Origin of the sequence: Streptomyces sp. NPDC019443 (assembly GCF_044389785.1) — a bacterium.
Taxonomy (GTDB): Bacteria; Actinomycetota; Actinomycetes; order Streptomycetales; family Streptomycetaceae; genus Streptomyces.
On sequence record NZ_JBIRYJ010000011.1, the window covers coordinates 57,040 to 82,410 of the forward strand.

Here is a 25,371-nt window from a genome sequence, read left to right on the forward strand (position 1 = left end):
AGTTCCTCGGTGCGACCCACGCGCGGCGGCGTAGAGCGCGTCGGCCGGGTAACGATGGAGGCACCTGCGCAGGGTCGTGTCACCGGCACCTCGTAGGCTCCCGCCCATGAGCGACGGGGAATCCGGCAGACGGGTCATCGACGGCGCTTCGAGCTGGAGGCGGTCCGTCACGTCGTCGGCGCGCTGTCGCCCACCGCTGCCTGGTGCTGTACTCCTACAGCTTGCTCACTCAGGTCGAGAGCGGCCACAAGCCTGCGAGTCCTGACCTGGTCGCCACGGTCGCCAAGGTCCTGTGTGTCGACGTAACGTCGCTGACGGGGCAGCCTTACGTGACCGAACTTCAGCAAGATCGGCTGGCAGAGCTGGTCCGCCCATCAGGGAAGCATTGGATCTCTACGACCTGGGGCCAGATTCCGCGATCGCACCCCGCCCCACGCCTCAGCTCGTGGCGGCGGCCGAGAACCTGTGCCGCCTGGTGCGGGCGACGAAACTCCATGACGCTGCGCTCGAACTTCCCGATGTCATCGCCGAGATCACCACGGCCGCCGACCGTGCGCCGTGGTCAGAAATCTGGGCGGCGCTGTCCAGTACGTATCGCACTGCTCACGACGAGACGGTGAAACTCGGCTACTACGACTTGTCCACCGTGGCGCTCGATCGCGTGGACTGGGCCGCTTCGCGTGCCTCTGATCCCTTGCTGGCGGCGGTCCGGCAGTACATGCGGGCGCTGGTGTACTTCCGGGAAGGCGAGTACACCATCGGCCAGCGCCTCATGGTGGCTGGTCCACCCTGGGACAGGCTCAGTCGTCTCGGGGAACGCTTCGCCGTGGCGGGTCAGCTCCACCTCGGAGCGTCGATCATCGCTGCTCGCGCTCATGATCACAGTGAGGTCACGGCACATCTGGCAGAGGCACGCGCCTATGCCTCCCGGGTGGGCGAAGCATCGGATGTGCTGTGGCTGTCGTTCGGTCCGACGAATGTGAGGATTCACGCGGTGTCGGCCCATATCGAAATGGGCGAGTTCGGCGAAGCACTGCGTCAGGCCGAAGAGGTGCGTATACCGAATGACTGGGCGGTGTCCCGGGCTTCCCACTTCTACGTGGACCGAGCTCGCGTGCAGATGGAGGCCGGCCGCACCGAGGCGGATGCAGACGCAACTGCTGCGGCGGGACTCGGCTCCCTGCTCGACGGGGGGACGCAGAGGCGCGCCATGGCCGCCATGAGCGGGCGCTACCCGTGCGTTGAGGGGTGTGCCGACCTTCCGTGGTCCGGGACACACCGGCATTGGCTGCTGTGGGGGCCGTGCTCGAGCAGGGCCTCTACCCACCGCTCGGGCTCGTAGCGAGCAGGTCATCGTCGTCGAACTGGTTGATGTACGAGGCCAGACATTCGGTGCAGCCCTCGAACGGCGGACGCTGGGAAAAGGCCAGTCAGAGAGTACGTTATGCGGACAATAGCGGTCCTATATTGGCATTTTCGGCTGCCTGCAGATGACGTTTCCTTCTCAGGGATAGTCGGATGATCGCATGCATGTTAAAGTCTGAAAGTTAAATTGAGAGAGTGGTCAGCGATGCCTCTTCGCGGCGCTCGGCAACATGAAGGGATGATTGAAGTGAAGCGAAAGCTGCTGAGGGTGACTTTGGTGTTGGCAAGCTCGCTCGGATTGAGTGTGGCGTCGACGAATTTGGCGCATGCCGGTCCCGGAGGGACGTGCGCATCGGGAGAGGTTTGCCTTTACTATAATTCGCTCGAAAATAACCTTAATGCATATTTCGTGCAAACTTCAGATATCCCTGATTATCAGGGATATAGTTTCAGGCAGTCGCAGTATGGCAGTTACGGGGCGGGGCAGGGTGTGAAGAATAATGCCGCCGCTGTAAATAATCGAAGCTCCTATCATTTCCGTGTTTTTTACAATAGCTACTACAGTTGTGCGGTTGCTTGCCAGCAGATCCCATCTCTCACATTCGTGAATCTGAACTCGGCAATGAAAAACAACAATGCGTCCGGCTCGATGTGATGATTTTTCGTCTCTGTGGTAAGGCATGCCGCCGGAGGGGCAAGGTCTAGTATGCCCCGACCTCCTAAACCTCCGGGGCGCAGGTCGATGGTAGTGATCTTTGCGGTGATGGCAGTGCTCGTTGGCTGTGTGGCTAGGAAAGAAGGGGAGACCACGCGACAGCACGCCGATACGCAAGTGCCTCGCTTGACGAATGCCAACAATCAAGAGATGCCGCTAGATCAATATCTCTTGAACCCTGATCAACTGGAGTCGGTTTCTTCGGCTTACTCCCTGCGTGTCGCAGGCTGTATGCATAAGTACGGGCTTTCGTTTGAGGCTCCGAAGCAATCGATCGGTGCTGGTATAGGGGCTGATGCGCCGAGCAGTCGCGTAGACGGTCGCTTCGGTTATCAGAGTATGGCTCACGCGAAGGAGTGGGGTTATCACCCTGCTGGCGGCTTCCCTAAAGGTGAGACGTGGAAGACCAGCCCAGATAATGATCCTGAAAAGTGGTTCGTGTTGACCGGGGCTCGAGATACGGATGTTCTATCTGGTCCTGGCGGGCTTACCCGAAGTGGCAGTAGAGTGCCTAGTCATGGCTGTGTCGGTTCTGCATTGATGGAAATCACGGGCTCTCGCAATGGGCGCATCGGGGATGCTGACATTGCGACAAATCTTAAATTCGACACCCTGGTGGCGGCTCAGAAAGATCCTCGAACACTCAGGGTATTCTCGCTCTGGTCGCACTGCATGCAAAAACATGGCTACTCTTATCGCAGCCCGCTTGACGCACTGAGTGATCCGCGATGGGTGAAGTCGAGTCGGCCGTCTAGCGCAGAAATTGAAACTGCTGTGGCTGATCAGGAGTGCCGAGCTCGGCATAATGTTGTAGGTGTTTGGTTCACGGTTGACTTCTCTTATCAAGAGCGGGCCGTGGCGGATAATCGGGATGAACTCCTCAAAGTGAGGAAGCGGATAGATTATCAGGTGAAGGCGGCTCAAGAAATCCTCAATAAAACCTAAAAGACCACTGAGATTCTTGAAATCGCGCCCGGCTTGCACCGGTTCAACACGATTGACATTTACTGGCAATCCGGCATGAGTCGGGCGGCCGGAGCAAGATCTTCAGGGCCGTTGTGGAGCGCTGAACGGCGGGCACCGGCTGGAGCTGGAGCTGACCTGCCCTCTTCCGGCACCTCGACCACCGGCATTCCTGCGGTTGAGGCTCGCCCCGGTCGGCCTCTCCGCCGCCCGGGGCGCTCTGCGTTCTTACGGACCCGTTCTTACGGACGCCAGTACTCGCGGGGCGAGTTGCCCGTGTCGAGGAAGGTTCGATTCAGCGTGCTGCCGCACCGTCAGGACCGACGAACCGGCCCGCCGCGCAGTCGCCGCTCAGTACCCGGGAAGGACCGATCACAACGCGTTCTCCCCCGAGAACAGCTCGGCGCCCGACGTGCAAGTCGCGCCGCCCGTCGTTGTGGTGAAGGTGACAACGGGGCTGCCCACCGCGCCCTGCGAGACCGTCAGCGGCTGCGCACCCGCGGAGCTGCTCAGCGATCGCTCCCAGATGCACTGGAAACGTTCCTGGGCAGCAACGAGGGTCCGGCGACATACCCGGTCGCCACCCAGGTTCCGCCGCTTCGGTGTCCGCGTCCAGCACGGGCGCGGTCCACTCCCCGCCGACCCGGCGCGCGGCGGCCACCTCCTGCCGGAACTGGTGACGGAACTCCGGCTGCCCGGCGAGCTCGGACTTGATGAGCTTGACGGCGACCGTGCGGCCGTCCGCGGAACGCGCAAGGTAGACCCGGCCCATACCGCCCTCACCAAGGCGGCCGAGCAGACTGTACTCACCTATGGAGGGCGGATCCTGGGGCGCGAGCTGTTCCATGCGCCGAAGCCTGCGCAGTCAGCCCTCGCCGCAGATCCGCAGCCCCTTCGGCGTCGCGCACGGCAGATGGCCGTGCGTGCGGATGACGTCCTGCCCGTTTCCCCGGCTCATGTAGCCGAGGAAGCTGGAGGCCAATGAGTCCGCCGGCGGCTGCCCGTAGGTGTACGCGTACTCGATCTCCCGGTACGGATACGTGCTCTCGCCGATGTCGTCCACGGACGGCGGCTCCCCGTCGATGTTCAGCCGGTGCAGCCCCTTGAGCCCTGCCCCGGCCCGCAGTTCGCTGTAGCCGATCGCTCCCGGCAGCCGGGCCACGGTGTTCAGCACCTGTTCCGTGCTGTCGAGCTCGCAGCGTACGACCTTGGCCTCGCCGTCGTCCTTGCTCTCGCAGTCGCGCGAGGAGTTCGCGGGCTCGTTCCGCCGCAGCACCCGGCGCTGGAACACCTCGCGGGTACCGGAGTTGGCGTCCCTGCTGACCAGCAGCACGGGCATGTCGGGCCCGGTCAGCTGGTTCCAGTTGTTGATCTCGCCGCGGTAGAGCCTGCGTATCTCGTCGGCCGACAGATTCCGCACCGGCACCCGGTCGTTGACGACGAGCGCGAAGACGGAGACGGCGACGCGGTTCTCGCGCAGCTGCGGATAGCCGCCCGGCTTGGGCCCGTCGGCAAGGGCGATCAGTGCGGGGGAGCCGTTCTTGGCCTGTGCGCCGGCCTCCGCGAGCGCTCTTATCCCGGCGGTGCTGCCGTGCGCGTCGACGATGACGGTGGAGCCCTCGCAGTCCTTCTCGTACTTCTTCGCCAGCTCCTTCACCACCGGCGCGAAGGCGGTCGAACCGGTCAGCGTCAGCGTGCCTTTGGCGCAGCCGATCGGAGGCCGGGTGTCGTCCCGTACGACGATGATCGACGCGAGCGTGACGACGCAGGCCGTGAGCAGCACGGTGATCAGCCGCGCGGGCCTGCTGAACTGCGGCGGCTTGTCGTCGGGCGTGATGGAACGGTTCGGCATCACCTGGCCGTCCCGGATGCCGCCGCTGACGGTGATCTCGCTGCCGACGCCCGCGCCGGTGAGCAGCACCAGCAGCTTGAAGTGCTGCCCGCGGTTGAGCGGGACGCGCGGCAGATAGATCGTGCTGCCGCTGTGCCGCATGCCCGCGGCGGGGGTGAAGTGGTCCATCAGGTGCTCGGCGCCGAGCGGCTGTGTGACGGCGATGGCGCGGATGGTGCGGTCGGTGAACTCGGCGGTCAGGCCGTGGACTTCGCGCCCGGTGTAGTCGTTGTCGGCGATGCTCTGCGAGCCGTCGTTCTCGATGCGCAGCAGTACGAGCGTGGCGTCGGACATCTCCGGCGTCTCGTTGAACAGCCCGAGCCGGAAGTTGGGCCGCCCGCTGCGTACGTTGCTGCCGATCGGGGTGTCCAGCTGGACCCGGTACCCGATGCGCTTGCGCCGCGGCACCCGGCGTTCGTACCAGAGCACGGCCCCGGAGGCCAGGATGCCGAGTACGGCGGTGAGCACGGCCACGACATTCTCGGCGCTGAGCCACTCCACGGGTTCTTCTCCTCGCACTCCCCCTGCACTGCCTGGCGGGCGGCAACGGTAGGAGGGCAGCGGGGGGTGTGGGGGCGGGTTACTGGTCCCGATGCCGGATGTTCGTCCTGAGGTCACCCTGGGGGGTGAACGGCTTCGATGGGCCGGGCAGCTGAACTCGGGCGCTGGCATAGTCCGTTGGCACGTACCCCTACTGAAGGAAGGTCGTCGTGACCATCGCATTAGAGCGCCCGGAAGTGGTATACCGTCGGTATACTGTGACCATGGCTGACACCACGATCAAGGTCGACCCTGCCGTCCGTGACCGTCTGCTGGAGCTCGCTCGCGAGCGCGGGATGACCATGCGCGACCTGGTCGCGCAGCTCGCCGGTGCCACGCCCACCAAGGAAGAGCTCCAGAAGCAGTACGAGGAGACCAAGGCGTACGTCGAGGAGCACTTCCTCGGCAGGCCGTACACGGAGGAGGACGAGAAGGCCGGCGAGCAGCTGTGGGCCGACCTTGAGGCCGGACGGATCGGGGAGATCCAGTGACGGCCCGGAAGCAGTATCCGCTGCCGCGTGCCGTCGTCTTCGACGACACCGCCGCCCTCGCGCTCGGCGCAGGCAACAGCATGGCCTCGCGCCTTGTCACCGAGGCCGAGAAGAACCCGGCGCAGCGCGTCTACATCCCGGCCCTGTGCCTGACTGCCGCGGAGGCCGAACGCGCAGGCGTGGCCGAGCACATCGGCGCGCTGCCGTCCGTGGACATCACGGCGCTCGACTTCGCCGGAGCCATGGCGGTCGGCAAGCAGCTGCGCATTGACGCCGACGACGATGCCCCGGAGAAGGCGGAGAACGACTGGAGCGGCGCGCACGCGCTGCACCTCGCGCGGCCGTCCGTCGAGTGGCCTCGCGGTCGGCCCGTGCTGACGCGGACACCTTCGCGGTACCGGGGCACTGGCATCCGGACGATCCGGATCGTGGAGTAGTACGCGGTGCGGGACCGGGGCCGTGCCTGCTGGAGGGTGCGATTCCGGTGGCCCGCGTGCACGCGCTGGAGCAGCAACTGCCGGGGCTGACCCGTGGCGAGGGCGTGCTGGAATGCGCCTTCGACCACTACCAGCAGGTCCGCGGCACAACCCCGGCCCGGCCGCGGACGGACAACGATCCGCTCAACCGCGAGGAGTACCTGCTGCGCGTCGTGCGGAGGGTGGCGGGGCGTGGGGCGGGCGCGTGAAGCGGCGCGGGGCCCGGATCACGCCCGGGCCCCGCGACTCCGCGTCAGGCGGACGCCCCGTCCACGCGGCGCAGTGCGCACCGAGCCGGGCCCGCCGCGCGCAGGGTGATCCCGGTGTCGACCGGGACGTCGACGTCGACGGCGTCCAGCTCGTACTCCTGCAGGATCGTCGCCAGCGCCAGCACCGACTCCAGCATCGAGAAGTGCTGGCCGATGCACGCCCGTGGGCCGCCGCCGAACGGGAACCACGCGTACCGCGGCCGCTCCTTCTCCCGCTCCGGCGTGAACCGTTCCGGGTCGAAGCGCTCCGGATCGTCCCAGTACCCCGGATGCCGGTGCGTCACCCAGGGCGCGAGGATCACATCCGCGCCGGCCGGGATCGTGTACCCCCCGATCTCCGCCGCCGCGACCGCCTGGCGGCCGATGACCGGAGCCGCCGGATAGAGGCGCATCGCCTCCTTCAGCACCTGTGTCAGATACGGGAGTGCGTCGAGGTCCGCGGCCCCCGGGGTCCGTCCGTTCAGTACCCGTACGACCTCGTCCCGCGCCCGCGCCTGCTGCTCGGGGTGGCGGGCCAGCAGATGCAGCGCGAACGCGAGCGAGGTGGCCGTCGTCTCGTGCCCGGCGAGCAGGAATATCAGCACCTGGTCGCGGATCTCGGACGCGTCGAGCGTCCCGTCCTCCGCGCTCTCGGCCTGGGAGAGGAGCGTCAGCAGATCATCGCCCGTCGCCGTGTCCCCCTCCGCGCGACGCTTCTCGATGATCCCGTCGCACACCGCGTGCAGATCTTCCATCGCGGCGGCGGCCCGCCGGTTGGCGGGAGTGGGCCAGCTGCGCGGGAAGTTGGCGGGGGAGTAGCCGCGGGTGAGCGTGTACTCGCCGATGATCGGGAAACAGCGCTGCACGACGTCGACCGCCGCCTCGACGTCCGTGCCGAACAGGATGCGGGCAACCGCCCGCAGCGTGAGCCGGGTCGTCTCGTCGACGACGTCCACCGTGGCGTCCGGGGCGGTGCGCCAGGTGGAGAGCAGGGCCGAGGTCTCGGCGGTGACGGCGTCGGCGTAGCCGTCGACCCGGCGGCGCGTGAACAGCGGCTGCACGAGCCGCCGCTGCCGGAGGTAGTCCCCGTCCTGGCTGGTCAGCAGGCCATTGCCGAACGACTCCCGGACCTCCTGGTAAAAGGCGTTGTCCTTGCGGAAGTTGGCCGATTCTGTCGCCAGCACCTGCTGGGCGCCCTCCGCGGAGAACACCGCGTACAGCTCGGCCCGCAGCCCGGGCGGTCCCGCGGTGATCCTGACAACGTCGCCGTGCTCGCGCTGTGCGTTGAGGTAGGTGCCGAGCGAGTCCCGCTGGAGCTCGAACATCGAGCCCAGTAACGGCAGACCCGCCGGACCCGGTACCGCCGTGCTCGTTATCGTCATGGCTTCTCCTCCGTACGGTTCAGCTCGCCCAGTCGAGGAAGTTCGTCCAGGCGGTGGGGGCGACGGCGAAGGTGGGGCCGTCGGTGACCTTGGAGTCGCGGATGTGGATGGTGTGGGGGCAGGCGGCGACCTCGACGCAATCGCCCCCGCTGGAGCTGCTGTACGAGGACTTGCGCCAGTCGAACGCGACCTCGATGCACTCGCCGCCGCTGGCGCTGCTGTAGCTGGACTTGAACCACTGCAGGGTGCTGCTCATGGATGCTCTCCTGCCAACCGCTCGATGAGGCCCAGCGATTCACGAGGACCCAGGGCCTGTGCTCGGATCTTCGCATACCGCTGGGCACACGTGCTCACCTTTGCAGGGTCCTTGATCAGCAGGCTTTCGTCCTGCGCCTCCAGGTACACCAGGTGGTCGTGTTGCGGTGTTTCCACCAGCGTCAACTCGCTGTGGGCGCCCGCGTGCTCGCCACTCAATCCGCAGTCCAGCGGTAACACCTGAAGCGTCACGTTACGCCGCCGCGCACACTCCGCAAGGTGCCGCATCTGGCCGTGCATGACCTCCTCGCTGCCGATCGTCCGCCGTAACACCGACTCCTCCAGCACCAGCTCGATCAGCGCCACCGGCTCCCGCTCGAACAGCGCCCTGCGCGCCATCCGCACCTCGACCAGCTCCTCCACCCGAGCCTCCGACAGCAGTGGATACCCGCCCCCGATCAGCGCCCGCGCGTACTCCTCCGTCTGGAACAGCCCATGCACGACCAACGTCGCGTACAGACACAGCCCCACCGCCTTCTGCTCCAGCAGCGCGTAGTTCTTGAACTGCGCCGGGTACTTGTCCAGCCGTACATGCGTCCTCGCCTCCTCGAAGATCCCCGTCCCACCCCCGAGCACCCTCTCCAGCTCCACCAGCATCTGGTCGCTCGCTGGCTGCGCGCATGTCTCCATCGCGCTCACCGCCGCGCCCGTGAAGCCGATCTCGTTCCCCAGCTGCTCCTGCGTCCATCCTTTCTGGACGCGCATATTGCGCGCGACATTCGCGACGAGCCGCGTCGCCGGACCCGCTGCTTCCTTGTTTTCCGCTCGTGCCATTTGCGATCACCGCTTCGACTCAACCGGACTCAACCGGTCTCAACCAGTCCCCCGCCGAATTCGACCCACGTAAAGGTGAGTTCGGGCAGGTCAACGCATGCCCGACGCCCTTACGCGAGCCCTGGAAAACGCTAGCCAAGGTCACTCAGACTGTCCTTGTGGATACGCAAAGTCGCCAACTAAACCTCGATTGGATTCCGGCTTCCGGATTCCAGCTCCGCAAGGCCGGCGTGCAATTCGACGCCGTACGCGTCGACGACGAGGACGGCCGTCGTCTCGCCGACCTTCTGGAGCAGCTGACCGGCGGTGACCCCGGGCCCGTCGTCATCGAGGCGTACGGGCGGCGGTCGGTCTACTTCCTCGTACCGGCGGGGACTACCTCCCACCGGCCCTGGCCGCCTGGCGTGACCCGGCTCAACTCAGGCCCCGCGCACGTGAGCTACATCCCCGTGCCCGCCCTCCGCGGCCGCACCTGGCCGCTGTCCTGGCGCTTCCCGCCGACCACGGCGGACCGGTTCGTACACCCGCTGCTCCTGCGTAACGCCGCGTCAGCGCTGCTCAGCTGACCCCGACGGGCGTCCTGCGCGATCCGACTCCGACGCGGGGTGAACAGGACGGCGCGGCGGTACGTACTGAGTGTGGGGGCCCCTGGTTTCAGGGGCCCACGGGCTTGTGACGCCATGTCGGTACGACCTTGGGGCCGCGTATGAGGCACGCACGACGCAAACTCCAGCGGATCGCGCGGCTGGCGGCCGTCGGCGGACTGGTCTGCGGCGGGCTGATGGTCTCGAGCGCGATGGCGGGCGAACCGCCCGACCCGTCCGCCGATCCGGTCGCCAGTCTGGTCTCGCGGCTCGGCGCCTCCCGTACCGCAGGGAGTTGGATGGGCGCCGACGGGCGCCCGGTCGTCGCAGTGACCGATGTGGACGCGGCGGACGAGGTACGGGAGGCGGGGGCGCGCGCCGAAGTCGTGCGCTACAGCATGGGGGAACTCCGCTCGGCCACCGAGGCCCTGAGTGCGGCGCCTCGGGTGACCGGTACCGCTTGGGCGGTGGACTACGCGTCCAACAAGGTCATGGTGCGCGCCGACAGCACCGTCTCCGCCGACGACTGGTCGCGTATGTCCGGTGTCGCCGAGGGGATCGGCGGCTCCGTCCAGATGGAACGGACCGAGGGCACGTTCACCACCAGGGTGAACGGCGGCGTCCCGGTCTTCTCCGGCGACGGCCGCTGCACCGCGGGCTTCAACGTGACCGACGGTCAGAACACCTTCATACTCACGGCCGGGCACTGCGGCCCCGTCGGCACCACCTGGTTCCAGGACCGGCAGGGCAACCAGCTGGTCGGTACCACGACGAACGGCTCCTTCCCGGGCGCTGACTTCTCCCTTGTGCGGTACGAGAGTGGCAACCCACCCGACGGAGCCAACATCGTGGGCATCGGCGGTGGCCGGGCGGTGCGGATCGTCGGCGCGGCCGATCCCGTCGTCGGTCAGCGCGTCTTCCGCAACGGCAGCACCACGGGGTTCCGCTCCGGAGAGGTGACCGCGTTGAACGCGACGGTGAACTACCCCGAGGGCACGGTCACCGGCCTGATCGAGACCACGGTCTGCGCCGAGCCCGGAGACAGCGGGGGCCCGCTGTTCTCGGAGGGTCTGGCGCTCGGCGTGACCTCGGGCGGCAACGGGGACTGCACCACCGGGGGTACGACGTTCTTCCAGCCGGCGACCAAGGCGCTGGAGGCCCTCGGGGTGAGCCTGTCGCTCGGTGATCCGGGTTCCGGTGGCGGGGGCGCTCCGGCCGACCCCGCTCCATCGGCGGCCGGAGCCGTCCCGCCGGGGTCGCCCGGGTCTTCGGGGGTGGCGGACGGATCGAGGAGGATCACGGGGATCACGGACTTCGGAAGTCTCGGCTCCGGGCTGGTCGTCATCGGCGCGAGTCTGGTCGGACTGGTGGGCGCCCGCTGGATTCTGTCGGCCCAGGAGCGGCGGAACTTCCGGAGCTTCTACAGCGCGAGCTGGGGCTGAGGTCTCAGCCCTGCTTCGTGTATGTGATCGGCTGCCCGCCCGAGCCCACCAGCTCGCGGACGATCGTGGTGTCGTCGGGCATGTCCAGGCGGCTCCACTGGCCCGGTGAGCACTGCTTCGGGTCGCCGAACGTGACCTGGGTCGGGCCCAGTTCGAGCGGCGGGCCCGGGGCACGGAGGGTGGCCGACCAGCGGCAGTCGTAGTTCGGGCCGGTGCCCGACAGGGTCATGACCGTCTCGCCCGTTGTCCCCTGGGTGATCGTCATGACGCGGGTGTTGGTGCCGTCGGCGGTGTCGAAGGAGCCCTGCCAGGTGCCGACGTACTTCTGCGGGACGCTGCCGTCCTGGGTCGGGGGCGGGGAGGAGGACGTACTCGGGCCGGGTGTCGCCGAGGTGGCCGGTGCCGAGGTCGTCGGTCCCGGCTTGGGATCGTCGGCGGGCTTCTTCTTGCCGATGTCGCCCAGGAACGCGTAGACCGAGGTGCCTGCCGCGACCGCGACGAGCAGGGCGACGGCGACGAGGGCGACGGTGCCGCGGCGCCGCGGGGGCGCGGGGGCAGGGAGTGTGGGGAAGTGCGGGGCGGGACCCTGCTGCCGGGGGTAGCCGTAAGCGGGCTGCTGGGGGGAGCTGTAGGCGTAGTTGTTGTGGCGGTACGCCACGGGCAGGGGCGGCGGGGGTGTGGGCATCCGCACGGGCGGCTTCGGGGCGTCCACGCTCACCGAGGTCATCGTCGGCGGTTGCTGCGCCGGTGCCGCGGGGGGCTGTTCCACCTCCAGCAACTGGACCGCGTGGCGGCCGAGTTGGGCGATCAGCGCCCCGGGCAGCCAGGGCTCGGGGTCCGCGTCGGAGGCCGTGCGTTCCAGGATCTGCTCGATCGTCGGGCGGGCCTCGGGGTCCTTGTCGAGGCAGTCCCGTACGAGATCCAGCAGGCTCTCGGGGAGGTCCGACAGATCCGGCTCCTCCTGCGCGATGCGGAACATCAGCGCGTGCACGCCGCTGTCCGCCGAGCCGAAGGGGAGCCGGCCGGTCGCCGCGTACGCGAGGACCGAGCCGAGGCAGAAAATGTCGCATGCGGCACTCACGCGGTCGCCGCGTACCTGCTCGGGGGCCATGAAGCCGGGGGAGCCGACGAGCGCGCCGGTGCGGGTCAGGCCACCGTCGGTGACCGTTTCCAGGGCGCGTGCGATGCCGAAGTCGATGACGCGGGGGCCGTCGATGGTGATGAGGATGTTGGACGGCTTGAGGTCGCGGTGGATGAGGTCGGCCGCGTGGATGTTCTGCAGGGCGTGCGCGAGGCCGTAGGCGAGGATGCGGACCGAGCGCTCGGGGAGCGGGCCGTGGTCGCCCGAGACGACGGTGTGCAGGGCGGGCCCGGCGATGTAGCCGGTGGCGACCCAGGGGATCGGGGCCTCGGTGTCGGCGTCGAGGACGGGGGCGGTCCACTCGCCGCCGACCCGCAGCGCGGCGCGTACCTCCTGGCGGAAGCGGCTGCGGAACTCCTCCTGCTCCGCGAGTTCCTGGCGTACGAGCTTGACGGCGACCGTGCGGCCGCGGTCGGAACGGGCGAGGAAGACCTGGCCCATGCCGCCCGCGCCGAGGCGGGCCAACAGGCGGTACTCGCCGATGCGCTGTGGATCCCCTGGTGCCAGCTGCTCCATCGCCGCGCGCCTTCCCCCCGGTACCGCTTCTGTTGGACGGACCGAGGATAGTGCGCCATCAGCCCGGGTCTTATAGGCCAGGATCTGACCTACTCGCCGCCTACCCTCGGCCCCACGAGCCCGACCCCCGTACGCGAGGAGACTGTCATGGCCGTCAAGCCGGTTTCCCGAGGGCTGCACCAGCGTCACCCCGTGGATCATTTCGCAGGACACGGCGGGCGTCATCGACTATCTGAAGGCCGCTTTCGGGGCGGTCGAGCTGGGGCGGATGACCGGCGAGGACGGCCGGATCGGGCATGGGTGGGCGGGTGCGGGACCCGTTCGGGAACCTGTACTGGATCCAGACGCACATCGAGGATGTGACCGAGGAGGAGATGGAACGGCGGCTCGGGGACCCGGCGTTCACGAAGGCGATGGACTACGTCACCAGCGCGGACTTCTTTCCGGGGGCTCCTCGCCGCTGATGGTGTCCAGGGCCTTGGACAGCTGCTCCAGGACTCTGACCGTCTCGGCGAACTGCACGGTGCCGAGGGCGGATTCGAGGCGGCCGGCCAGCCACGCGTGACCGGGGTCGATCTTCCCGATCGCCGCGCGCCCCCCGTCGGTGGCGTGGAGCAGCTTGGCCCGGCGATGGGCCGGGTTGGGGCCGTACGCCGCGAGGCCCTGCTCGACCATGATGTCGGCGATGCGCTGCACGCTCTGGCGGGTGATCCCCATCGTCCGGGCGATACCGGCGACGGTCTGGGGCTCGCGCAGCACGGCTCCGAGTACCTGCCACCGGGCCGCGGTCAGTCCGGCCTCCCTCGCCAACTCGTCGGAGACGGTGAGGAATTGGCCGTTCAGCCGGAAGACGCCCAGCGCCGTCCGGGTGAGCAGCTCCTGCGGGTGGGTCTCGGGACGGCTCATGCTTCGAGTCATCCTTCGAGGGTCTCGTACGCGGAGGCGTCCGAGTCGTGGAAGAGCCGGTACCAGGCGTCCAGCTTCTCGCCCTCGTACACACCGAGCCGCGCGAAGACCTCGCGGGCGAAGGCGACGGGCTCGGTGGGTCCCGCGGTGATCAGGTCGCCGTCGGTGACGGCGTCCGTGTCGCGGTAGTGCTCACCGCCCTTGTAGCCGGTGGCGTCGAGGTAGAAGGAGACGGCGCTGGTGTGCTCGCGATCGTCGAGCACCCCCTCGCGGGCGAGCCCGGCGGTGGCCCCGCAGATGGCGGCGACGGGCACCCCGGCATCGAGGAACTCGCGCGCCTTGCCGGCGAAGGGGGCGAGGTCGTCGCCGGTGTCCCAGAGGTTCGCGCCGGTGAGGATGAGGAGGGCGCTGTCCTCGGGGCGGAGGTCGTTGAGCGCGAGGTCGGGCTGGATGCGGATGCCGCCCATGGTGGTGACGGGGTCGGCGGTGAGGCCGACGGTCTTGACCGCGAAGCCGTTCTGGGTGAGGTGGGCGGTGGCGTGGCCGGTCTCCCAGTCGGCGTAGGTGTTGTAGACGGCGAGATGAACGGTGCGGTTCATGGTGGCCTCCTGGTTGGATGACAGCAGCCTGTCATGTCGACAGCATGCTGTCAATGCCCATCGGGACGCCCGGTCCCGGTCGAGGCTCCGCCCCGAACACTGCGCCTCAACCGCCGGCGGGGCTGGAAAATCCAACCCGTCCTCCGATTGAGGACATGCGGCCGAAGGTCGCATACGGGGGCGGGGCTTGCCACGGTTCGGGAAGGGGCGGGTAGGGGAAAGGCCCGACACACTGCCCAGCAAAGTGGCCCAAGCCATACACCGTGGCCATGTCCGCCCCCACCTGCGCGTCTCTACCCTGAGGCCCATGACCCCTCATCCCGACCCCCAGGCCGGCGCTGCCGTGAAGGCCGCAGACCGTGCGCATGTGTTTCATTCCTGGTCCGCCCAGGGCCTGATCGACCCGCTCGCCGTCGCCGGTGCCGAGGGCTCGTACTTCTGGGACTACGACGGGAACCGCTATCTCGACTTCACCAGCGGCCTCGTCTACACCAACATCGGCTACCAGCACCCCAAGGTCGTCGCCGCGATCCAGGAGCAGGCCGGCAAGCTCACCACCTTCGCGCCCGCGTTCGCCGTCGAGGCGCGTTCCGAGGCCGCACGCCTCATCGCCGAGCGCACCCCCGGCGACCTCGACAAGATCTTCTTCACCAACGGCGGCGCCGAGGCCGTCGAGCACGCCATCCGGATGGCCCGTCTGCACACGGGCCGTCCGAAGGTCCTGAGCACCTACCGCTCGTACCACGGCGGCACCGCCACCGCGGTCAACGTCACCGGCGACCCGCGCCGCTGGGCCTCCGACAACGGCACCTCCGGCGTCGTGCACTTCTGGGGGCCGTTCCTCTACCGCTCGCCGTTCTACGCGACGACCGAGGCCGAGGAGTGCGAGCGCGCACTCCGGCACCTGGAGGACACCATCGCCTTCGAGGGTCCGGCGACCATCGCCGCGATCATCCTGGAGACGATCCCCGGGACCGCCGGGATCATGACGCCGCCGCCCGGCTACCTCGCGGGCGTACGCGAGATCTGCGACCGGTACGGGATTGTCTTCGTACTCGACGAGGTCATGGCGGGCTTCGGGCGCACCGGCAAGTGGTTCGCCGCCGAACACTTCGATGTGACGCCCGACCTGCTGACCTTCGCCAAGGGCGTCAACTCCGGTTACGTGCCCCTCGGCGGCGTCGCGATCAGTCAGAAGATCGCCGCGACCTTCGAGACCCGCCCCTACCCGGGCGGACTCACCTACTCCGGCCACCCCCTCGCCTGCGCCGCCGCCGTCGCCACGATCAATGTGATGGCGGAGGAGAAGGTCGTCGAGAACGCGGCCCACATCGGTGAGACGGTGCTCGGCCCGGGCCTGCGGGAGCTCGCCGAGCGGCACCCGAGCGTCGGCGAGGTGCGCGGCACGGGCGTGTTCTGGGCGCTGGACCTGGTCAAGGACCGGGAGACGCGCGAGCCGCTGGTGCCGTACAACGCGACGGGCGCGGCGAACGCCCCGATGGCCGCGTTCGCCGCCGCGTGCAAGAAGAACGGCCTGTGGCCCTTCGTCAACATGAACCGTACGCACACGGTGCCGCCCTGCAATGTCACCGAGGCGGAGGCGAAGGAGGGGCTGGCGGCGCTGGACGCGGCGCTGTCGGTCGCCGACGAGCACGCGGCGTAGGCAGCCGGGGCTCCGCCCCGGACCCCGGTCCTCAATCGCAGGCGAGGCTTGATTTTCCCGCCGGTCGGGCTGAATTCTCAGGCCGGCCGGCGGAAACTCAATCCCGTTGGGGGTCCCCCGGACGAAGTCTGGGGAGATTGAGGACATGCGGCCGAAGGCCGCATACGGGGGTCTGGGGGCTTGCCCACAGTTCGGGAAGGGGCGGGCCGGGGAACAGCTACGCCACCGTGAGGACGATCTTGCCGGTCGTACGGCCCGCCTCGCCGATCTCGTGTGCCTTCCCCGCCTCCTCCAGCGGCAGCACCGTGTCGACATGCACGCGTAGCTTCCCCGCCTCGATCAGCGCCGCGATCTCCTTCAGACCGCCGTTGTCGGGCTCCACCATGGTGAACCCGGCCCGCAGGCCCTGCTGTTCGGCCACGGTCGTCAGCGACGCCTCGGCCGGGGACGCGATCGAGACGACGATACCGCCCGGACGCAGGGTCTTCAGCGAGCGCGGACCGTACTCGCCGCCGATGGTGTCGAGTACGACGTCGATGTCGCGGGCGGCCGTGACAAAGTCGGTCTGCGTGTAGTCGATGACCTCGTCCGCGCCGAGGCCGCGCAGGAAGTCGTGCTTGGGCGAGCGCGCCGTGCCGATGACATACGCGCCGCGGGCCTTCGCGATCTGGACGGCGAGATGGCCGACCCCGCCCGCCGCCGCGTGGACGAGGACCCGCTGACCGGGGCGTACATGGGCGGTGTCCACCAGACACTGCCAGGCGGTGAGCCCGGCGAGGGGGAGCGCGGCGGCCTCCATGTGGGAGATCCCGGCGGGCTTGCGAGCCAGATGACGCGAGGGAGAGGTGATGAACTCCGCGTACGTACCTCCCGGTTGGGGCAGCCGCGGCATGCCGAACACCTCGTCGCCCGGCCGGTACATCGTCACGCCCAGGCCGACTTCCTCCACCACGCCCGAGACGTCCCAGCCGAGCGGGATCGGCTGTTCGCCCAGCAGCCCGCCGGTCGAACGGTGCCACCAGTCGGTCGGGTTGACGCCGGCCGCGTGCACCCGGACGAGGACCTCGGAGAACCCGGGCTCGGGTCTGTCGATCTCGACGACTTTGAGGACTTCGGGTCCACCGAGGGTGTCCTGGCCGATGGCGCGCATGGTCCCAGCTCCTTGGGGTTGTCTGTCGGTGTGTGCGGACAACCCTGCGGGAGACGACCACGCCCTTCGAGTGGCCAGATGGTCAAGGTATGCAAGGATCTGGCCATGCATCGTGTCGTTGTACTCGCGCTCGACGGCGTCTATCCCTTCGAAATGACCATTCCCGTCCGGATCTTCGACACCGCGGAGGGAGCGGACGGCGAGCGGCTCTACGAGGTGATCACCTGCAGCCTCGACGGCGGTCCCGTCCGCACGAGCGCCGACTTCTCCGTCACCGTCGCCCACGCGGCCGACGTGCTGGCGACCGCGGACACCCTGGTGATCCCGCCCTTCGCCTGTGGCCCTGACGAGCAGCGGGACTGGCTGCCCGAACCGCTCGCCGAGGCGTTCGCCCGGCTGCGGCCCGGCACCCGGATGGTGTCGATCTGCACCGCCTCGTACGTCCTCGCCGCCGCCGGGTTCCTCGACGGCCGCCCTGCGACCACGCACTGGAACGAGGCCGCACGCTTCCAGCGGATGTTCCCGCAGGTCAAGGTCGATCCGGGTGTGCTGTTCGTCGACGACGGCGATGTGCTCACCGCGGCGGGCGTCGCCGCGGGCGTCGACCTGTGCCTGCATCTCGTACGCCGCGACCACGGCAGCGAGGTCGCCAACCGGGTGGCGCGGCTGTGCGTCGTACCGCCGTGGCGGGAGGGCGGCCAGGCGCAGTTCATCGAACGCCCGGTGCCGGAGCCGTCGGCGGCGACCACGGCGGCGACCCGCGCCTGGGCGCTCGGGGAGCTCGGACGGCCGCTCACGCTCGGGGAGTTGGCCGCGCATGCGCGGATGAGCGTGCGGACGTTCTCGCGGCGGTTCCGGGACGAGGTGGGGATGACGCCGGGGCAGTGGCTGACGCAACAGCGCGTCGAGCATGCGCGCAGGCTGCTGGAGACGACGGACTGGCCGGTGGACCGGGTGGCGGGGGAGGCGGGGTTCGGGACGGCGGCGTCGCTGCGGCAGCACATGGCGGCGGCGACGGGGGTGTCGCCGATGACGTACCGCCAGACGTTCCGCGCGCGGGTCTCGCCCATCAAGGATGGCCGGGGCCGTCCGGCGGCAGTTTTGTCTTCAACTTTGTCCTCAACGGCCGGACGGGCTTGAGCCCGCCGGTTCCACCTCGAGGAAGCGGCGGTGGCGGGGGCCGCGGTACAGCAGCGCATCCCAGCCCAGGGCCGTCAGCTTGGCGGCGCACTCCGTGAGCTTCGTCTCCTCCTCCTGGGGCGCACCGCTGCCCGGCGGGCCCAGCCAGTCCACGCAGACCATGCGCGGGCTGTCGGCCGCGCGTACGCGATAGCCCGTCGCCGTCCGGGTGCCCGAGGCGTCCAGGGCGGACGGCGGGATGCCCGCGGCCTCCAGGGTCAGGGCGACCGCGCGCACCATCTGGTTGAGCTCCCAGGCGGCGGGGGCGGTGCCGGTGACGCGGCGGATCTGGAGCAGGCCGTCGAACGCGGTCCGCACCTCCGCGGCCCGGTCGCGCACAACCTCGCCGTCGCCGGTGGCCGGCTCGAAGACATGAGCCATGGCCGCCACAGTAGCGGCCACGGACCAGGTCGCCGCGGCCGTCGCCGTGTTCAACGCCACAGCCGCGCCCGCGCCGTCCAATCCGTATGCCCCTCACCCGGTTCGTAACCTCTGGCCTATCGTGTCCGGGACCCCCGGCGAAGGAGAAGGCCACGATGCGCGGTACCGACAGCAGTACCGCTGTCACCCGCAACACCCTGCGGCGACAGATCGCGGACGCGCTGCGTGACGAGGTTCTGGCGGGGCGTCTGCAGCCGGGACAGGAGTTCACCGTCAAGCAGATCGCCGAGCAGTACGGCGTTTCCGCGACGCCCGTCCGCGAAGCCCTCGTGGACCTCTCCGCCCAGGGGCTGCTCGACTCGGACGAGCACCGGGGCTTCAAGGTGCACCAGTTCTCGGTCGAGGACTACCGCGGCATGATCGAGGCCCGCTCCCTGATCGTGGACGGTGTCTTCCGTCACATCGCCAAGCGCCGCCCCAAGCGCGGCCCCGGCGTCCACGGCAAGGCACTCGTATCCGTACGCCGCCGGGCCGAGGAGGCCGCCCGCGCGGCCCGCAGCGGGGACCTGGACATACTCATCGGCTACGACCTGCGCTTCTGGCGCGAGCTCAGCGCGGTCGTCGCCAACCGCTACATATCCGACTTCCTGCACCGGCTGCGCGTCCAGGCATGGGTGTTCGCCGTCCCCTATCTGCGCGCCGACGCCGAGCTGCGGGACTGGCTGTGGAGCGGCCACGAGGACCTGGTGGACGCCGTCGCGCTCGGCGACGCCGACAAAGCGCGCGCGGTCATCGACTCGTACAATGACCATGGGCTCGCCTGGGCGGATCGACTGGAGCGGTGAGCGTGGATCTGAGCGTTGTCGTCCCGGCGTACAACGAGGAAGAACGGCTGGGCCCCACCCTTGACGCCATCTGCGCGCATCTGCGCGGGGAGCCGGGCCGCTGGGGCGACTGGGAGCTGATCGTCGTCGACGACGGCTCCACCGACGGCACCGCCAAGATCGCAAAGGCTGCCGCGGCCGAGGAGCCGCGCATCCAGGTCGTCTCCGGCGACGGCAACCACGGCAAGGGCAGCGCCCTGCGCCTGGGCGTGCTCGCCTCGTACGGCCGGCGCGTCCTGATCACCGACGCCGACCTCGCGACGCCCATCGAGGAGCTCGACCGCCTAGACAAACAGCTCGCGGCGGAGGACAGCGCGGCGGCGATCGGCTCGCGCGCGCACCCAGACTCCCGTATCGAGGTGCACCAGCGGCGTTCGCGCGAATGGCTCGGCCGGATGGGTAACCGGCTCATACGTGCTGTCGCGGTGCCCGGCATCCACGACACCCAGTGCGGCTTCAAGCTCTTCGACGGCGACAAGGCGCGCGCGGCTTTCGCCGATTCGCGGCTCGACGGGTGGGGGATCGACGTCGAGATACTGCGGTTCTTCCGGCGCGAGGGCTGGCCGGTCACGGAGGTCCCGGTGCGCTGGTCGCACCAGGCGGGCTCCAAGGTCAGACCGCTGGACTACGGCAAGGTGCTGCTGGAACTCGTCAGGCTGCGGGCACGTGCCGTACGCCCCGTCGACCTCGCCGTCACCGGCCTCTTCCTGCTCGCTTCCGTACTGCTCTACAAGGGGCTGTGGACCGACCTCGACCGCGGCTACCTCGCCGACGCGGGCTCGGACCAGAACCAGTGGGAGTGGTTCTTCGCGGTCACCGCCGACAATGTCGCGCATCTGCGGAACCCCCTGTTCACGACCTTGCAGGGGTATCCCGACGGCGTGAATCTGATGGCGAACACGGTCATGCTCGGGCTCTCCGTCCCGCTCACGCCCGTCACGCTGCTGTTCGGCCCGACCGTCACCTGGGCGCTGGTGCTCACGCTGGGACTGACGGCGACGGCTACGGCCTGGTACTGGCTGATCGCCCGGCGGCTGACGACGAACCGGTGGGCGGCCGCGCTCGGCGGCGCCTTCGCCGCCTTCGCGCCGCCGATGATCTCGCACGGCAACGCGCACCCCAACTTCCTTGTGCTGTTCATGATCCCGGTGATCATCGACCGGGCGCTGCGGCTGTGCGATGGGCGCAATGTCGTACGTGACGGGGTGCTCCTCGGCCTGTTCGCGACGTATCAGATCTTCCTCGGCGAGGAGCCGCTGCTGCTCGCGTCGATGGGCATGCTGCTCTTCGCGCTCTCGTACGCGCTCGTGCGCCGCGATGTGGCGCGGACGGCCTGGCGGCCGCTGCTGCGCGGGCTCGCCGTCGCCGCGGGCGTCTGTCTGCCGCTGGTCGCCTTCCCGCTGGGCTGGCAGTTCTTCGGCCCGCAGAGCTATACGAGCGTGCTGCACGGCGACAACATGGGCAACAGCCCGCTCGCCTTCCTGGAGTTCGCGGGCCGCTCGCTGATGGGGTCGGACGAGGGCGCGGACCCGCTCGCGTTCAACCGCACCGAGCAGAACGCTTTCTTCGGCTGGCCGCTGGTCGCGCTGGCGGCGGCGATCGTGGTGCGGCTGTGGCGGGTTGCGCTGGTCAAGGCTCTTGCCTTTACGGGAGTGGCGGCGGCGTTCCTCTCGCTCGGCCCGAAGTTCCGCATCCCGTACACCGACATCGTGCTCACCGGCCCGTGGCGGGCGCTGGCCCATCAGCCGCTGTTCGAATCGGTCATCGAGTCGCGGGTGGCGCTGATCTGCGCGCCGGTGCTGGGCGTGCTGATCGCGCTGGCGGTCGACCGGCTGCTGGCCACCCGGGAGCGGGTGAACCGGGCGGTGGGTCTGGCGGCGGTGGCCGCGGCACTGCTGCCTGTGCTGCCGACGCCGTATCCGGTGCGGGAGCGGGCGGAGATCCCGGCGTTCGTCACGGAAGGGATGTACAGCGCATACCTCTCCGAGGGTGAATCGGTGGTCACGGTGCCGCTGCCCTCCCCCGGCAACGCGGAGGCCCTGCACTGGCAGTCGGCCACCGGGCTCGACTTCCCGGTCGCCGGCGGCTACTTCAACGGGCCGTGGGGCCCGGAGCGCATGGGCATCTACGGCGCGACGCCCCGGCACACCTCCAACCTCTTCAACGATGTGCGCAGCAGCGGGCGGGTACCGGTGATCGGCCCCAACTGGCAGGCGCAGGCGCGCGGCGATCTGGCGGCGTGGCGGGCGGGTGTGGTGGTGCTGGCGCCGCAGTACAACGACGCGGCCCTGTATGCGACGGTGGAGGAACTGCTCGGCCGGCCGGGCAAGCGTGTGGGCGGCATGTGGGTATGGGATGTGGGGGCGGAGCGCGTGCGGGGCTGACCGGCACCCTTCGCTGAATGTACCTGGGGCACTACGCTGTCCCGACCATCGCACGAAAGCGTTCGTACCCCTTGGAGAGCGAGCCTTCCCTTGGCCTGTGACCTGTGGCTGGTCCCACTCGTCGATGTGCTGTGCCACAGCCCCGACAACCCCTTCGCCGAAGAGATCGCGTCCTACGACAAGGCCCTCACCGACGCGGGTCTGCCGACTGTTCCCGTCTTCGCCTATATGCCGGGCCTGTCGGGCGATGTGGCCCCGGTCGCGGGCTTCGACTACGACGCGCTGCACTTCCTGCGGCGCGCGTATCTGCTGCAGCTGTGCGGGCTCGCGGTGACTCCGGTGGACGAACTGGGCGGCGACTACGAGCAGTTGCTGGAGATGTTCGAGTCGACGGCGCAGCAGTCGCACCTTGTGTGGCACTACGACCACGCGGGGGCGTATGTCCCGGTGGACTTCACCTCGCCGCTGTTCAACGACGAACTGCTGGCGGGAGGCGGCCCGTTGGGCTCCACGCAGGGTCTGCTGCGGGAGCTGGAGTATGTCGCGCCGTCGATCGGCATCGACCCGGCGAACCCGCCGGAGGCGCCGCAGCCGCCTGACCGGCCGACTTCGCTGGAGGAGCCGGCGGGGCCGATTCCGTACGACGAGAGTCCCTTCGCGCGGGAGCGGCATGTGTGGCTGGGGCTGCACGCGGCGGCGACGCGGAGCCTCGGCCAGGGATCAATGATCATTTTCAGCTGACCCACAACTGACCCACAGCTGCCGCACATCCGACGCACATCTGCTGAACGCGCGGTCTTAAGCTGCGTGACACCTCGGTCCGGTAGGACCGGTGCATGTCACAGACGAGTACCTCGGCACAGTCCCCCGCGGCGACGATCGCGGGGGAAAGCGCGGACGAGACCGCGGACGAAGCGCTTCCCAGGCCGACGCGTTTCGCGGACGTGAAGGGCTGGTTCTGGCCCGCTGACCAGTTGCTCTTCGACTGGTTCCTGAGCCATCAGCGGGACACGGACCCGGACGGCCGGGGGGACCTGCTGGAGCTCGGCGCGTACCTGGGCAAGAGCGCGATCTTCACGGGACAGTACCTCCGGGACGGTGAGGAGTTCACGGTCTGCGACCTCTGGGACTCCGAGGCGCCGGACGACCCCAACAGCGCGGAGATGGACCGGTCGTACTCGACGCTGACGCGGCGCGCGTTCGAGGCGAACTATCTGTCGTTCCACGACGAGCTGCCCACGCTGGTGCAGGCCCCGACCTCGGTGATCACCTCCCGGGTCCGCGCGGGGAGCTGCCGCTTCGTGCATGTCGACGCGTCGCATCTGTACGAGCATGTACACGGCGACATCGAGGCGGCGAAGGCGCTGCTGCAGCCGGAGGGCATCGTGTCCTTCGACGACTTCCGCGCGGAGCACTGCCCGGGCGTCTCGGCGGCGGTGTGGGGCGCGGTGGCGACGACGGGCCTGAAGCCGATCGTGATCACGGGCACGAAGCTGTACGGCACGTGGGGCGACCCGGAGCCGGTGCGCGAGACGCTGCTGAGCTGGCTGGAGACGCGTACGGACATGTGGCACGGGGTGGAGGAGGTGGCTGGGGTCCCGCTGATCCGCATCAAGGGCAACAAGGCGGAGTCCCCGGTGCACCCGAAGTCCCGCCACAAGCCGGAGCCCGAGCCCGAGCGGGCCCCTGTGCAGCCTGCCCCGGCGCCCACTGCCGCGGCTCGCCCTCGCCCCCGCCCTTCCCGCACCCGCCGCCTGGCGAAGGACCTGCTCCCCCCGATCCTGACCCGAGCACTCAGGTCCCGCCGAACCGCGTGACAGCTCTGGGGCTCCGCCCCGGCGGGGCTTATTCCGGTGCTCCGCCCCGGACCCCGCGCCTCAATCTCCCCTCGGACGAAGTCTGGGGGAGATTCAGGACACGGCCGACGGCCGTACGGGGTCCGGGGCGGAGCCCCGGTTCGGGAAGGCGCGGCGCGCGGGAGCAAACACCGCGCCCACCTCAGCGCGGCGCCTCCGGAGGCCGCTGCCTCGGCATGTTCGGCCGCGTCCCCGGCGGCAACGGCACCCGCCCCGGCCCCCCTGCCCCGTCCGCCCGCCCCGCGCCGCCGATCCCCATCCTCGTCGGCTGCATCACCAACGGCGCCGGACCCGACCGGAACTCCACCGCCCATTCCGCCGTCTCCGACCGCACCAGCTCCGCGACGTCCTCCGAGAACCGCCGCAGCACCCCCAGACACCGCTCCGTCGCCTCGCTCGCCGTGCCCTCGGTCGGGCCCAGCACCTCCCGTACGCTCTCCGACGCCCAGTCGAACTGCAGCGCCAGCAGCCTGCGCTGCACCGCCTGAGCCGTCGCGACGTCCCTTATCCAGCCCGACGTCAGCCCGAAGTACCGGTCGCAGGCCAGGCACGCCGCCCCCAGCAGCAGCGACAGGTACCCCCACCCCGCCGCCCCGTCCAGCACGCCCCCCAGGTCGAGCAGGGGGAGCGCCGCCCCGGCGATCACCCCCAGGGCCGTGCCGAGCCGCAGCATCCGCGCCGTACGCCGCTTCCACACGCGGTCCGCGAGATACCACCGCGCCGTACGCAGCGCGTCCTGTTCGACCCACCTGTACAGCTCGTGGAGGCGCTCCGCCGGCTCACCCCAGTCGCCGAGCGGAAACGGCCTCCCGGCCAGGTCACCGCGCGGCGCCTCGCCCCGTTCCTCCCGGGCCGGCCCCCCGGGCTGCATCTCCGGCTGGCTCACCGGGGCACTCCTCTACGACGTGACGACTGACGTGACACTGCGTGACGTACGGTGCGCGCGTGCGTCCTGGTGCGCAACGCTCTTCCTACCGCCGAATGGTGGGCTGTGCGCCGGAAATCCCGGTATTTCCGCCCACACGAGGGTCTTGATCAGGTAGAGGTTTCCCGGTCCACTCACTCGAAAGAGTTGGTCCCCGCAGGGTGGGGCATGGTGCCCGGCAAGCACGTAGGCTCGGCTTACCGAACAATCGTCGTCGAAATGCCAGGAGTGACCGTGATTCCCGGTGGTGGCCAGCCCAATATGCAGGAGCTCCTCCAGCAGGCCCAGAAGATGCAGCAGGATCTCGCGCGGGCCCAGGAAGAACTTGCGCAGACCGAGGTCGAGGGTCAGGCGGGCGGCGGCCTGGTGAAGGCCACCGTCACCGGCTCCGGCGATCTGCGGGCCCTCGTCATCGACCCCAAGGCCGTCGACCCCGAGGACACCGAGACCCTCGCGGACCTCGTCGTCGCCGCCGTCCAGGCCGCGAACGAGAATGCGCAGCAGCTTCAGCAGCAAAAGCTCGGCCCGCTCGCGCAGGGTCTGGGCGGCATGCCGGGCCTGCCCTTCTAGGGCCGAGGCGTACCAACTACCGTACGTACCA

General features: G+C 69.1%; 25 protein-coding genes and 2 pseudogenes. 16 read left to right on the plus strand and 11 right to left on the minus strand.

Annotated elements, in window-relative coordinates; translation table 11 throughout:
* Positions 1-200: 200 nt before the first annotated feature.
* The 3 genes and pseudogenes from ACH492_RS28695 to ACH492_RS28705 all read left to right on the plus strand — a co-directional run bounded on the left by ACH492_RS28695 (position 201) and on the right by ACH492_RS28705 (position 3,025).
* Positions 201-1,342 (plus strand): annotated as a pseudogene (locus ACH492_RS28695) (transcriptional regulator).
* Between the two features lie 261 nt (positions 1,343-1,603).
* Positions 1,604-2,020 carry a hypothetical protein gene (locus ACH492_RS28700; RefSeq protein WP_398990575.1) on the plus strand — a complete coding sequence of 139 codons (417 nt, stop codon included), beginning with the start codon at positions 1,604-1,606 and terminating at the stop codon, positions 2,018-2,020.
* 186 nt (positions 2,021-2,206) lie between these two features.
* A complete protein-coding gene (locus ACH492_RS28705; protein WP_398990577.1) occupies positions 2,207-3,025 on the plus strand; it encodes a hypothetical protein in 819 nt (272 codons plus the stop codon).
* A 569-nt stretch (positions 3,026-3,594) separates the two neighbouring features.
* On the opposite strand, the pseudogene ACH492_RS28710 reads toward ACH492_RS28705, so the two are convergent.
* Together ACH492_RS28710 and ACH492_RS28715 are read right to left on the minus strand one after the other, a co-directional pair.
* Positions 3,595-3,890: pseudogene (locus tag ACH492_RS28710) on the minus strand (serine/threonine protein kinase); the annotation flags it as partial.
* 18 nt (positions 3,891-3,908) lie between these two features.
* Positions 3,909-5,435: a substrate-binding domain-containing protein gene (locus tag ACH492_RS28715; RefSeq protein WP_398990578.1), complete on the minus strand. Its 1,527-nt coding sequence runs from the start codon at positions 5,433-5,435 to the stop codon at positions 3,909-3,911.
* Positions 5,436-5,698: 263 nt separating this feature from the next.
* Between ACH492_RS28715 and ACH492_RS28720 the strand changes: the two genes are divergently transcribed.
* The 3 genes from ACH492_RS28720 to ACH492_RS28730 are packed head-to-tail and all read left to right on the plus strand — an operon-like array spanning position 5,699 to position 6,650.
* On the plus strand, positions 5,699-5,965 hold the full coding sequence (locus ACH492_RS28720) for a hypothetical protein (RefSeq protein ID WP_307662067.1): 267 nt from the start codon (positions 5,699-5,701) through the stop codon (positions 5,963-5,965).
* Entirely contained in the window at positions 5,962-6,402 is a 441-nt protein-coding gene (locus ACH492_RS28725; protein ID WP_398990580.1) for a hypothetical protein, read from the plus strand. The genes ACH492_RS28720 and ACH492_RS28725 overlap by 4 nt, the downstream gene beginning before the upstream one ends.
* Positions 6,318-6,650 carry a hypothetical protein gene (locus tag ACH492_RS28730; protein WP_398990582.1) on the plus strand — a complete coding sequence of 111 codons (333 nt, stop codon included), beginning with the start codon at positions 6,318-6,320 and terminating at the stop codon, positions 6,648-6,650. The genes ACH492_RS28725 and ACH492_RS28730 overlap by 85 nt, the downstream gene beginning before the upstream one ends.
* A 44-nt stretch (positions 6,651-6,694) precedes the next feature.
* Here ACH492_RS28730 and ACH492_RS28735 read toward each other — a convergent pair whose 3' ends face one another.
* The 3 genes from ACH492_RS28735 to ACH492_RS28745 are packed head-to-tail and all read right to left on the minus strand — an operon-like array spanning position 6,695 to position 9,160.
* A complete protein-coding gene (locus ACH492_RS28735) occupies positions 6,695-8,071 on the minus strand; it encodes a cytochrome P450 (RefSeq protein WP_398990584.1) in 1,377 nt (458 codons plus the stop codon).
* A 19-nt stretch (positions 8,072-8,090) separates the two neighbouring features.
* Positions 8,091-8,327, minus strand: a complete 237-nt coding sequence (locus ACH492_RS28740; RefSeq protein WP_398990586.1) for a DUF397 domain-containing protein — start codon at positions 8,325-8,327, stop codon at positions 8,091-8,093.
* Positions 8,324-9,160, minus strand: a complete 837-nt coding sequence (locus ACH492_RS28745; RefSeq protein ID WP_398990588.1) for a Scr1 family TA system antitoxin-like transcriptional regulator — start codon at positions 9,158-9,160, stop codon at positions 8,324-8,326. Before ACH492_RS28745 ends, ACH492_RS28740 begins: the two co-directional genes overlap by 4 nt.
* A 158-nt stretch (positions 9,161-9,318) precedes the next feature.
* On the opposite strand from ACH492_RS28745, the gene ACH492_RS28750 reads away from it, so the two are divergent.
* Positions 9,319-9,726 (plus strand): hypothetical protein, encoded by a 408-nt coding sequence (locus ACH492_RS28750; RefSeq protein WP_398990590.1) that lies wholly within the window; start codon positions 9,319-9,321, stop codon positions 9,724-9,726.
* A gap of 140 nt (positions 9,727-9,866) precedes the next feature.
* Positions 9,867-11,186 carry a S1 family peptidase gene (locus ACH492_RS28755; RefSeq protein WP_398990592.1) on the plus strand — a complete coding sequence of 440 codons (1,320 nt, stop codon included), beginning with the start codon at positions 9,867-9,869 and terminating at the stop codon, positions 11,184-11,186.
* 4 nt (positions 11,187-11,190) lie between these two features.
* Here ACH492_RS28755 and ACH492_RS28760 read toward each other — a convergent pair whose 3' ends face one another.
* Positions 11,191-12,843 carry a serine/threonine-protein kinase gene (locus ACH492_RS28760; RefSeq protein ID WP_398990594.1) on the minus strand — a complete coding sequence of 551 codons (1,653 nt, stop codon included), beginning with the start codon at positions 12,841-12,843 and terminating at the stop codon, positions 11,191-11,193.
* A gap of 296 nt (positions 12,844-13,139) precedes the next feature.
* Between ACH492_RS28760 and ACH492_RS28765 the strand changes: the two genes are divergently transcribed.
* Entirely contained in the window at positions 13,140-13,307 is a 168-nt protein-coding gene (locus ACH492_RS28765; protein WP_398990596.1) for a hypothetical protein, read from the plus strand.
* Here ACH492_RS28765 and ACH492_RS28770 read toward each other — a convergent pair.
* Positions 13,267-13,749: a MarR family winged helix-turn-helix transcriptional regulator gene (locus tag ACH492_RS28770; protein ID WP_398990598.1), complete on the minus strand. Its 483-nt coding sequence runs from the start codon at positions 13,747-13,749 to the stop codon at positions 13,267-13,269. The two genes, ACH492_RS28765 and ACH492_RS28770, sit on opposite strands and share 41 nt — an antisense overlap.
* Positions 13,750-13,757: 8 nt before the next feature.
* Positions 13,758-14,348 (minus strand): type 1 glutamine amidotransferase family protein, encoded by a 591-nt coding sequence (locus ACH492_RS28775; protein ID WP_398990600.1) that lies wholly within the window; start codon positions 14,346-14,348, stop codon positions 13,758-13,760.
* A gap of 307 nt (positions 14,349-14,655) precedes the next feature.
* On the opposite strand from ACH492_RS28775, the gene ACH492_RS28780 reads away from it, so the two are divergent.
* Positions 14,656-16,011, plus strand: coding sequence for an aspartate aminotransferase family protein (locus ACH492_RS28780; RefSeq protein WP_398990602.1), 1,356 nt, complete (start codon positions 14,656-14,658; stop codon positions 16,009-16,011).
* Between the two features lie 217 nt (positions 16,012-16,228).
* Here ACH492_RS28780 and ACH492_RS28785 read toward each other — a convergent pair whose 3' ends face one another.
* Positions 16,229-17,161, minus strand: a complete 933-nt coding sequence (locus ACH492_RS28785; protein ID WP_398990604.1) for an NADP-dependent oxidoreductase — start codon at positions 17,159-17,161, stop codon at positions 16,229-16,231.
* Positions 17,162-17,266: 105 nt separating this feature from the next.
* Here ACH492_RS28785 and ACH492_RS28790 point away from each other — a divergent pair, with 105 nt between their 5' ends.
* Positions 17,267-18,301, plus strand: a complete 1,035-nt coding sequence (locus tag ACH492_RS28790; RefSeq protein WP_398990606.1) for a GlxA family transcriptional regulator — start codon at positions 17,267-17,269, stop codon at positions 18,299-18,301.
* Here ACH492_RS28790 and ACH492_RS28795 read toward each other — a convergent pair.
* Positions 18,281-18,721 (minus strand): hypothetical protein, encoded by a 441-nt coding sequence (locus ACH492_RS28795; protein ID WP_398990608.1) that lies wholly within the window; start codon positions 18,719-18,721, stop codon positions 18,281-18,283. The genes ACH492_RS28790 and ACH492_RS28795 overlap by 21 nt on opposite strands.
* A gap of 155 nt (positions 18,722-18,876) precedes the next feature.
* Between ACH492_RS28795 and ACH492_RS28800 the strand changes: the two genes are divergently transcribed.
* From ACH492_RS28800 to ACH492_RS28815, 4 genes are all read left to right on the plus strand, one after another.
* A complete protein-coding gene (locus ACH492_RS28800; protein ID WP_398990610.1) occupies positions 18,877-19,566 on the plus strand; it encodes a GntR family transcriptional regulator in 690 nt (229 codons plus the stop codon).
* Entirely contained in the window at positions 19,563-21,989 is a 2,427-nt protein-coding gene (locus ACH492_RS28805) for a dolichyl-phosphate beta-glucosyltransferase (protein ID WP_398990612.1), read from the plus strand. The genes ACH492_RS28800 and ACH492_RS28805 overlap by 4 nt, the downstream gene beginning before the upstream one ends.
* A 90-nt stretch (positions 21,990-22,079) precedes the next feature.
* Positions 22,080-22,730, plus strand: a complete 651-nt coding sequence (locus ACH492_RS28810; RefSeq protein ID WP_215097229.1) for a hypothetical protein — start codon at positions 22,080-22,082, stop codon at positions 22,728-22,730.
* Positions 22,731-22,825: 95 nt separating this feature from the next.
* Positions 22,826-23,806 carry a class I SAM-dependent methyltransferase gene (locus tag ACH492_RS28815; RefSeq protein WP_398990614.1) on the plus strand — a complete coding sequence of 327 codons (981 nt, stop codon included), beginning with the start codon at positions 22,826-22,828 and terminating at the stop codon, positions 23,804-23,806.
* Between the two features lie 181 nt (positions 23,807-23,987).
* Here the strand turns inward: ACH492_RS28815 and ACH492_RS28820 are convergent, their stop codons facing one another.
* Positions 23,988-24,731: an SLATT domain-containing protein gene (locus tag ACH492_RS28820; RefSeq protein ID WP_398990616.1), complete on the minus strand. Its 744-nt coding sequence runs from the start codon at positions 24,729-24,731 to the stop codon at positions 23,988-23,990.
* A gap of 273 nt (positions 24,732-25,004) precedes the next feature.
* Between ACH492_RS28820 and ACH492_RS28825 the strand changes: the two genes are divergently transcribed.
* Positions 25,005-25,340 carry a YbaB/EbfC family nucleoid-associated protein gene (locus ACH492_RS28825; RefSeq protein ID WP_215097232.1) on the plus strand — a complete coding sequence of 112 codons (336 nt, stop codon included), beginning with the start codon at positions 25,005-25,007 and terminating at the stop codon, positions 25,338-25,340.
* The last annotated feature ends 31 nt before the right edge of the window (positions 25,341-25,371 follow it).

Coding starts and splice junctions, on each gene's coding strand:
- ACH492_RS28700 (WP_398990575.1), top strand. CDS start 1,604: ATGATTGAAGTGAAGCGAAAGCTGCTGAGGGTGACTTTGGTGTTGGCA.
- ACH492_RS28720 (WP_307662067.1), top strand. CDS start 5,699: ATGGCTGACACCACGATCAAGGTCGACCCTGCCGTCCGTGACCGTCTG.
- ACH492_RS28735 (WP_398990584.1), bottom strand. CDS start 8,071: ATGACGATAACGAGCACGGCGGTACCGGGTCCGGCGGGTCTGCCGTTA.
- ACH492_RS28740 (WP_398990586.1), bottom strand. CDS start 8,327: ATGAGCAGCACCCTGCAGTGGTTCAAGTCCAGCTACAGCAGCGCCAGC.
- ACH492_RS28745 (WP_398990588.1), bottom strand. CDS start 9,160: ATGGCACGAGCGGAAAACAAGGAAGCAGCGGGTCCGGCGACGCGGCTC.
- ACH492_RS28755 (WP_398990592.1), top strand. CDS start 9,867: ATGAGGCACGCACGACGCAAACTCCAGCGGATCGCGCGGCTGGCGGCC.
- ACH492_RS28760 (WP_398990594.1), bottom strand. CDS start 12,843: ATGGAGCAGCTGGCACCAGGGGATCCACAGCGCATCGGCGAGTACCGC.
- ACH492_RS28765 (WP_398990596.1), top strand. CDS start 13,140: ATGGGTGGGCGGGTGCGGGACCCGTTCGGGAACCTGTACTGGATCCAG.
- ACH492_RS28770 (WP_398990598.1), bottom strand. CDS start 13,749: ATGAGCCGTCCCGAGACCCACCCGCAGGAGCTGCTCACCCGGACGGCG.
- ACH492_RS28775 (WP_398990600.1), bottom strand. CDS start 14,348: ATGAACCGCACCGTTCATCTCGCCGTCTACAACACCTACGCCGACTGG.
- ACH492_RS28780 (WP_398990602.1), top strand. CDS start 14,656: ATGACCCCTCATCCCGACCCCCAGGCCGGCGCTGCCGTGAAGGCCGCA.
- ACH492_RS28785 (WP_398990604.1), bottom strand. CDS start 17,161: ATGCGCGCCATCGGCCAGGACACCCTCGGTGGACCCGAAGTCCTCAAA.
- ACH492_RS28790 (WP_398990606.1), top strand. CDS start 17,267: ATGCATCGTGTCGTTGTACTCGCGCTCGACGGCGTCTATCCCTTCGAA.
- ACH492_RS28795 (WP_398990608.1), bottom strand. CDS start 18,721: ATGGCTCATGTCTTCGAGCCGGCCACCGGCGACGGCGAGGTTGTGCGC.
- ACH492_RS28800 (WP_398990610.1), top strand. CDS start 18,877: ATGCGCGGTACCGACAGCAGTACCGCTGTCACCCGCAACACCCTGCGG.
- ACH492_RS28815 (WP_398990614.1), top strand. CDS start 22,826: ATGTCACAGACGAGTACCTCGGCACAGTCCCCCGCGGCGACGATCGCG.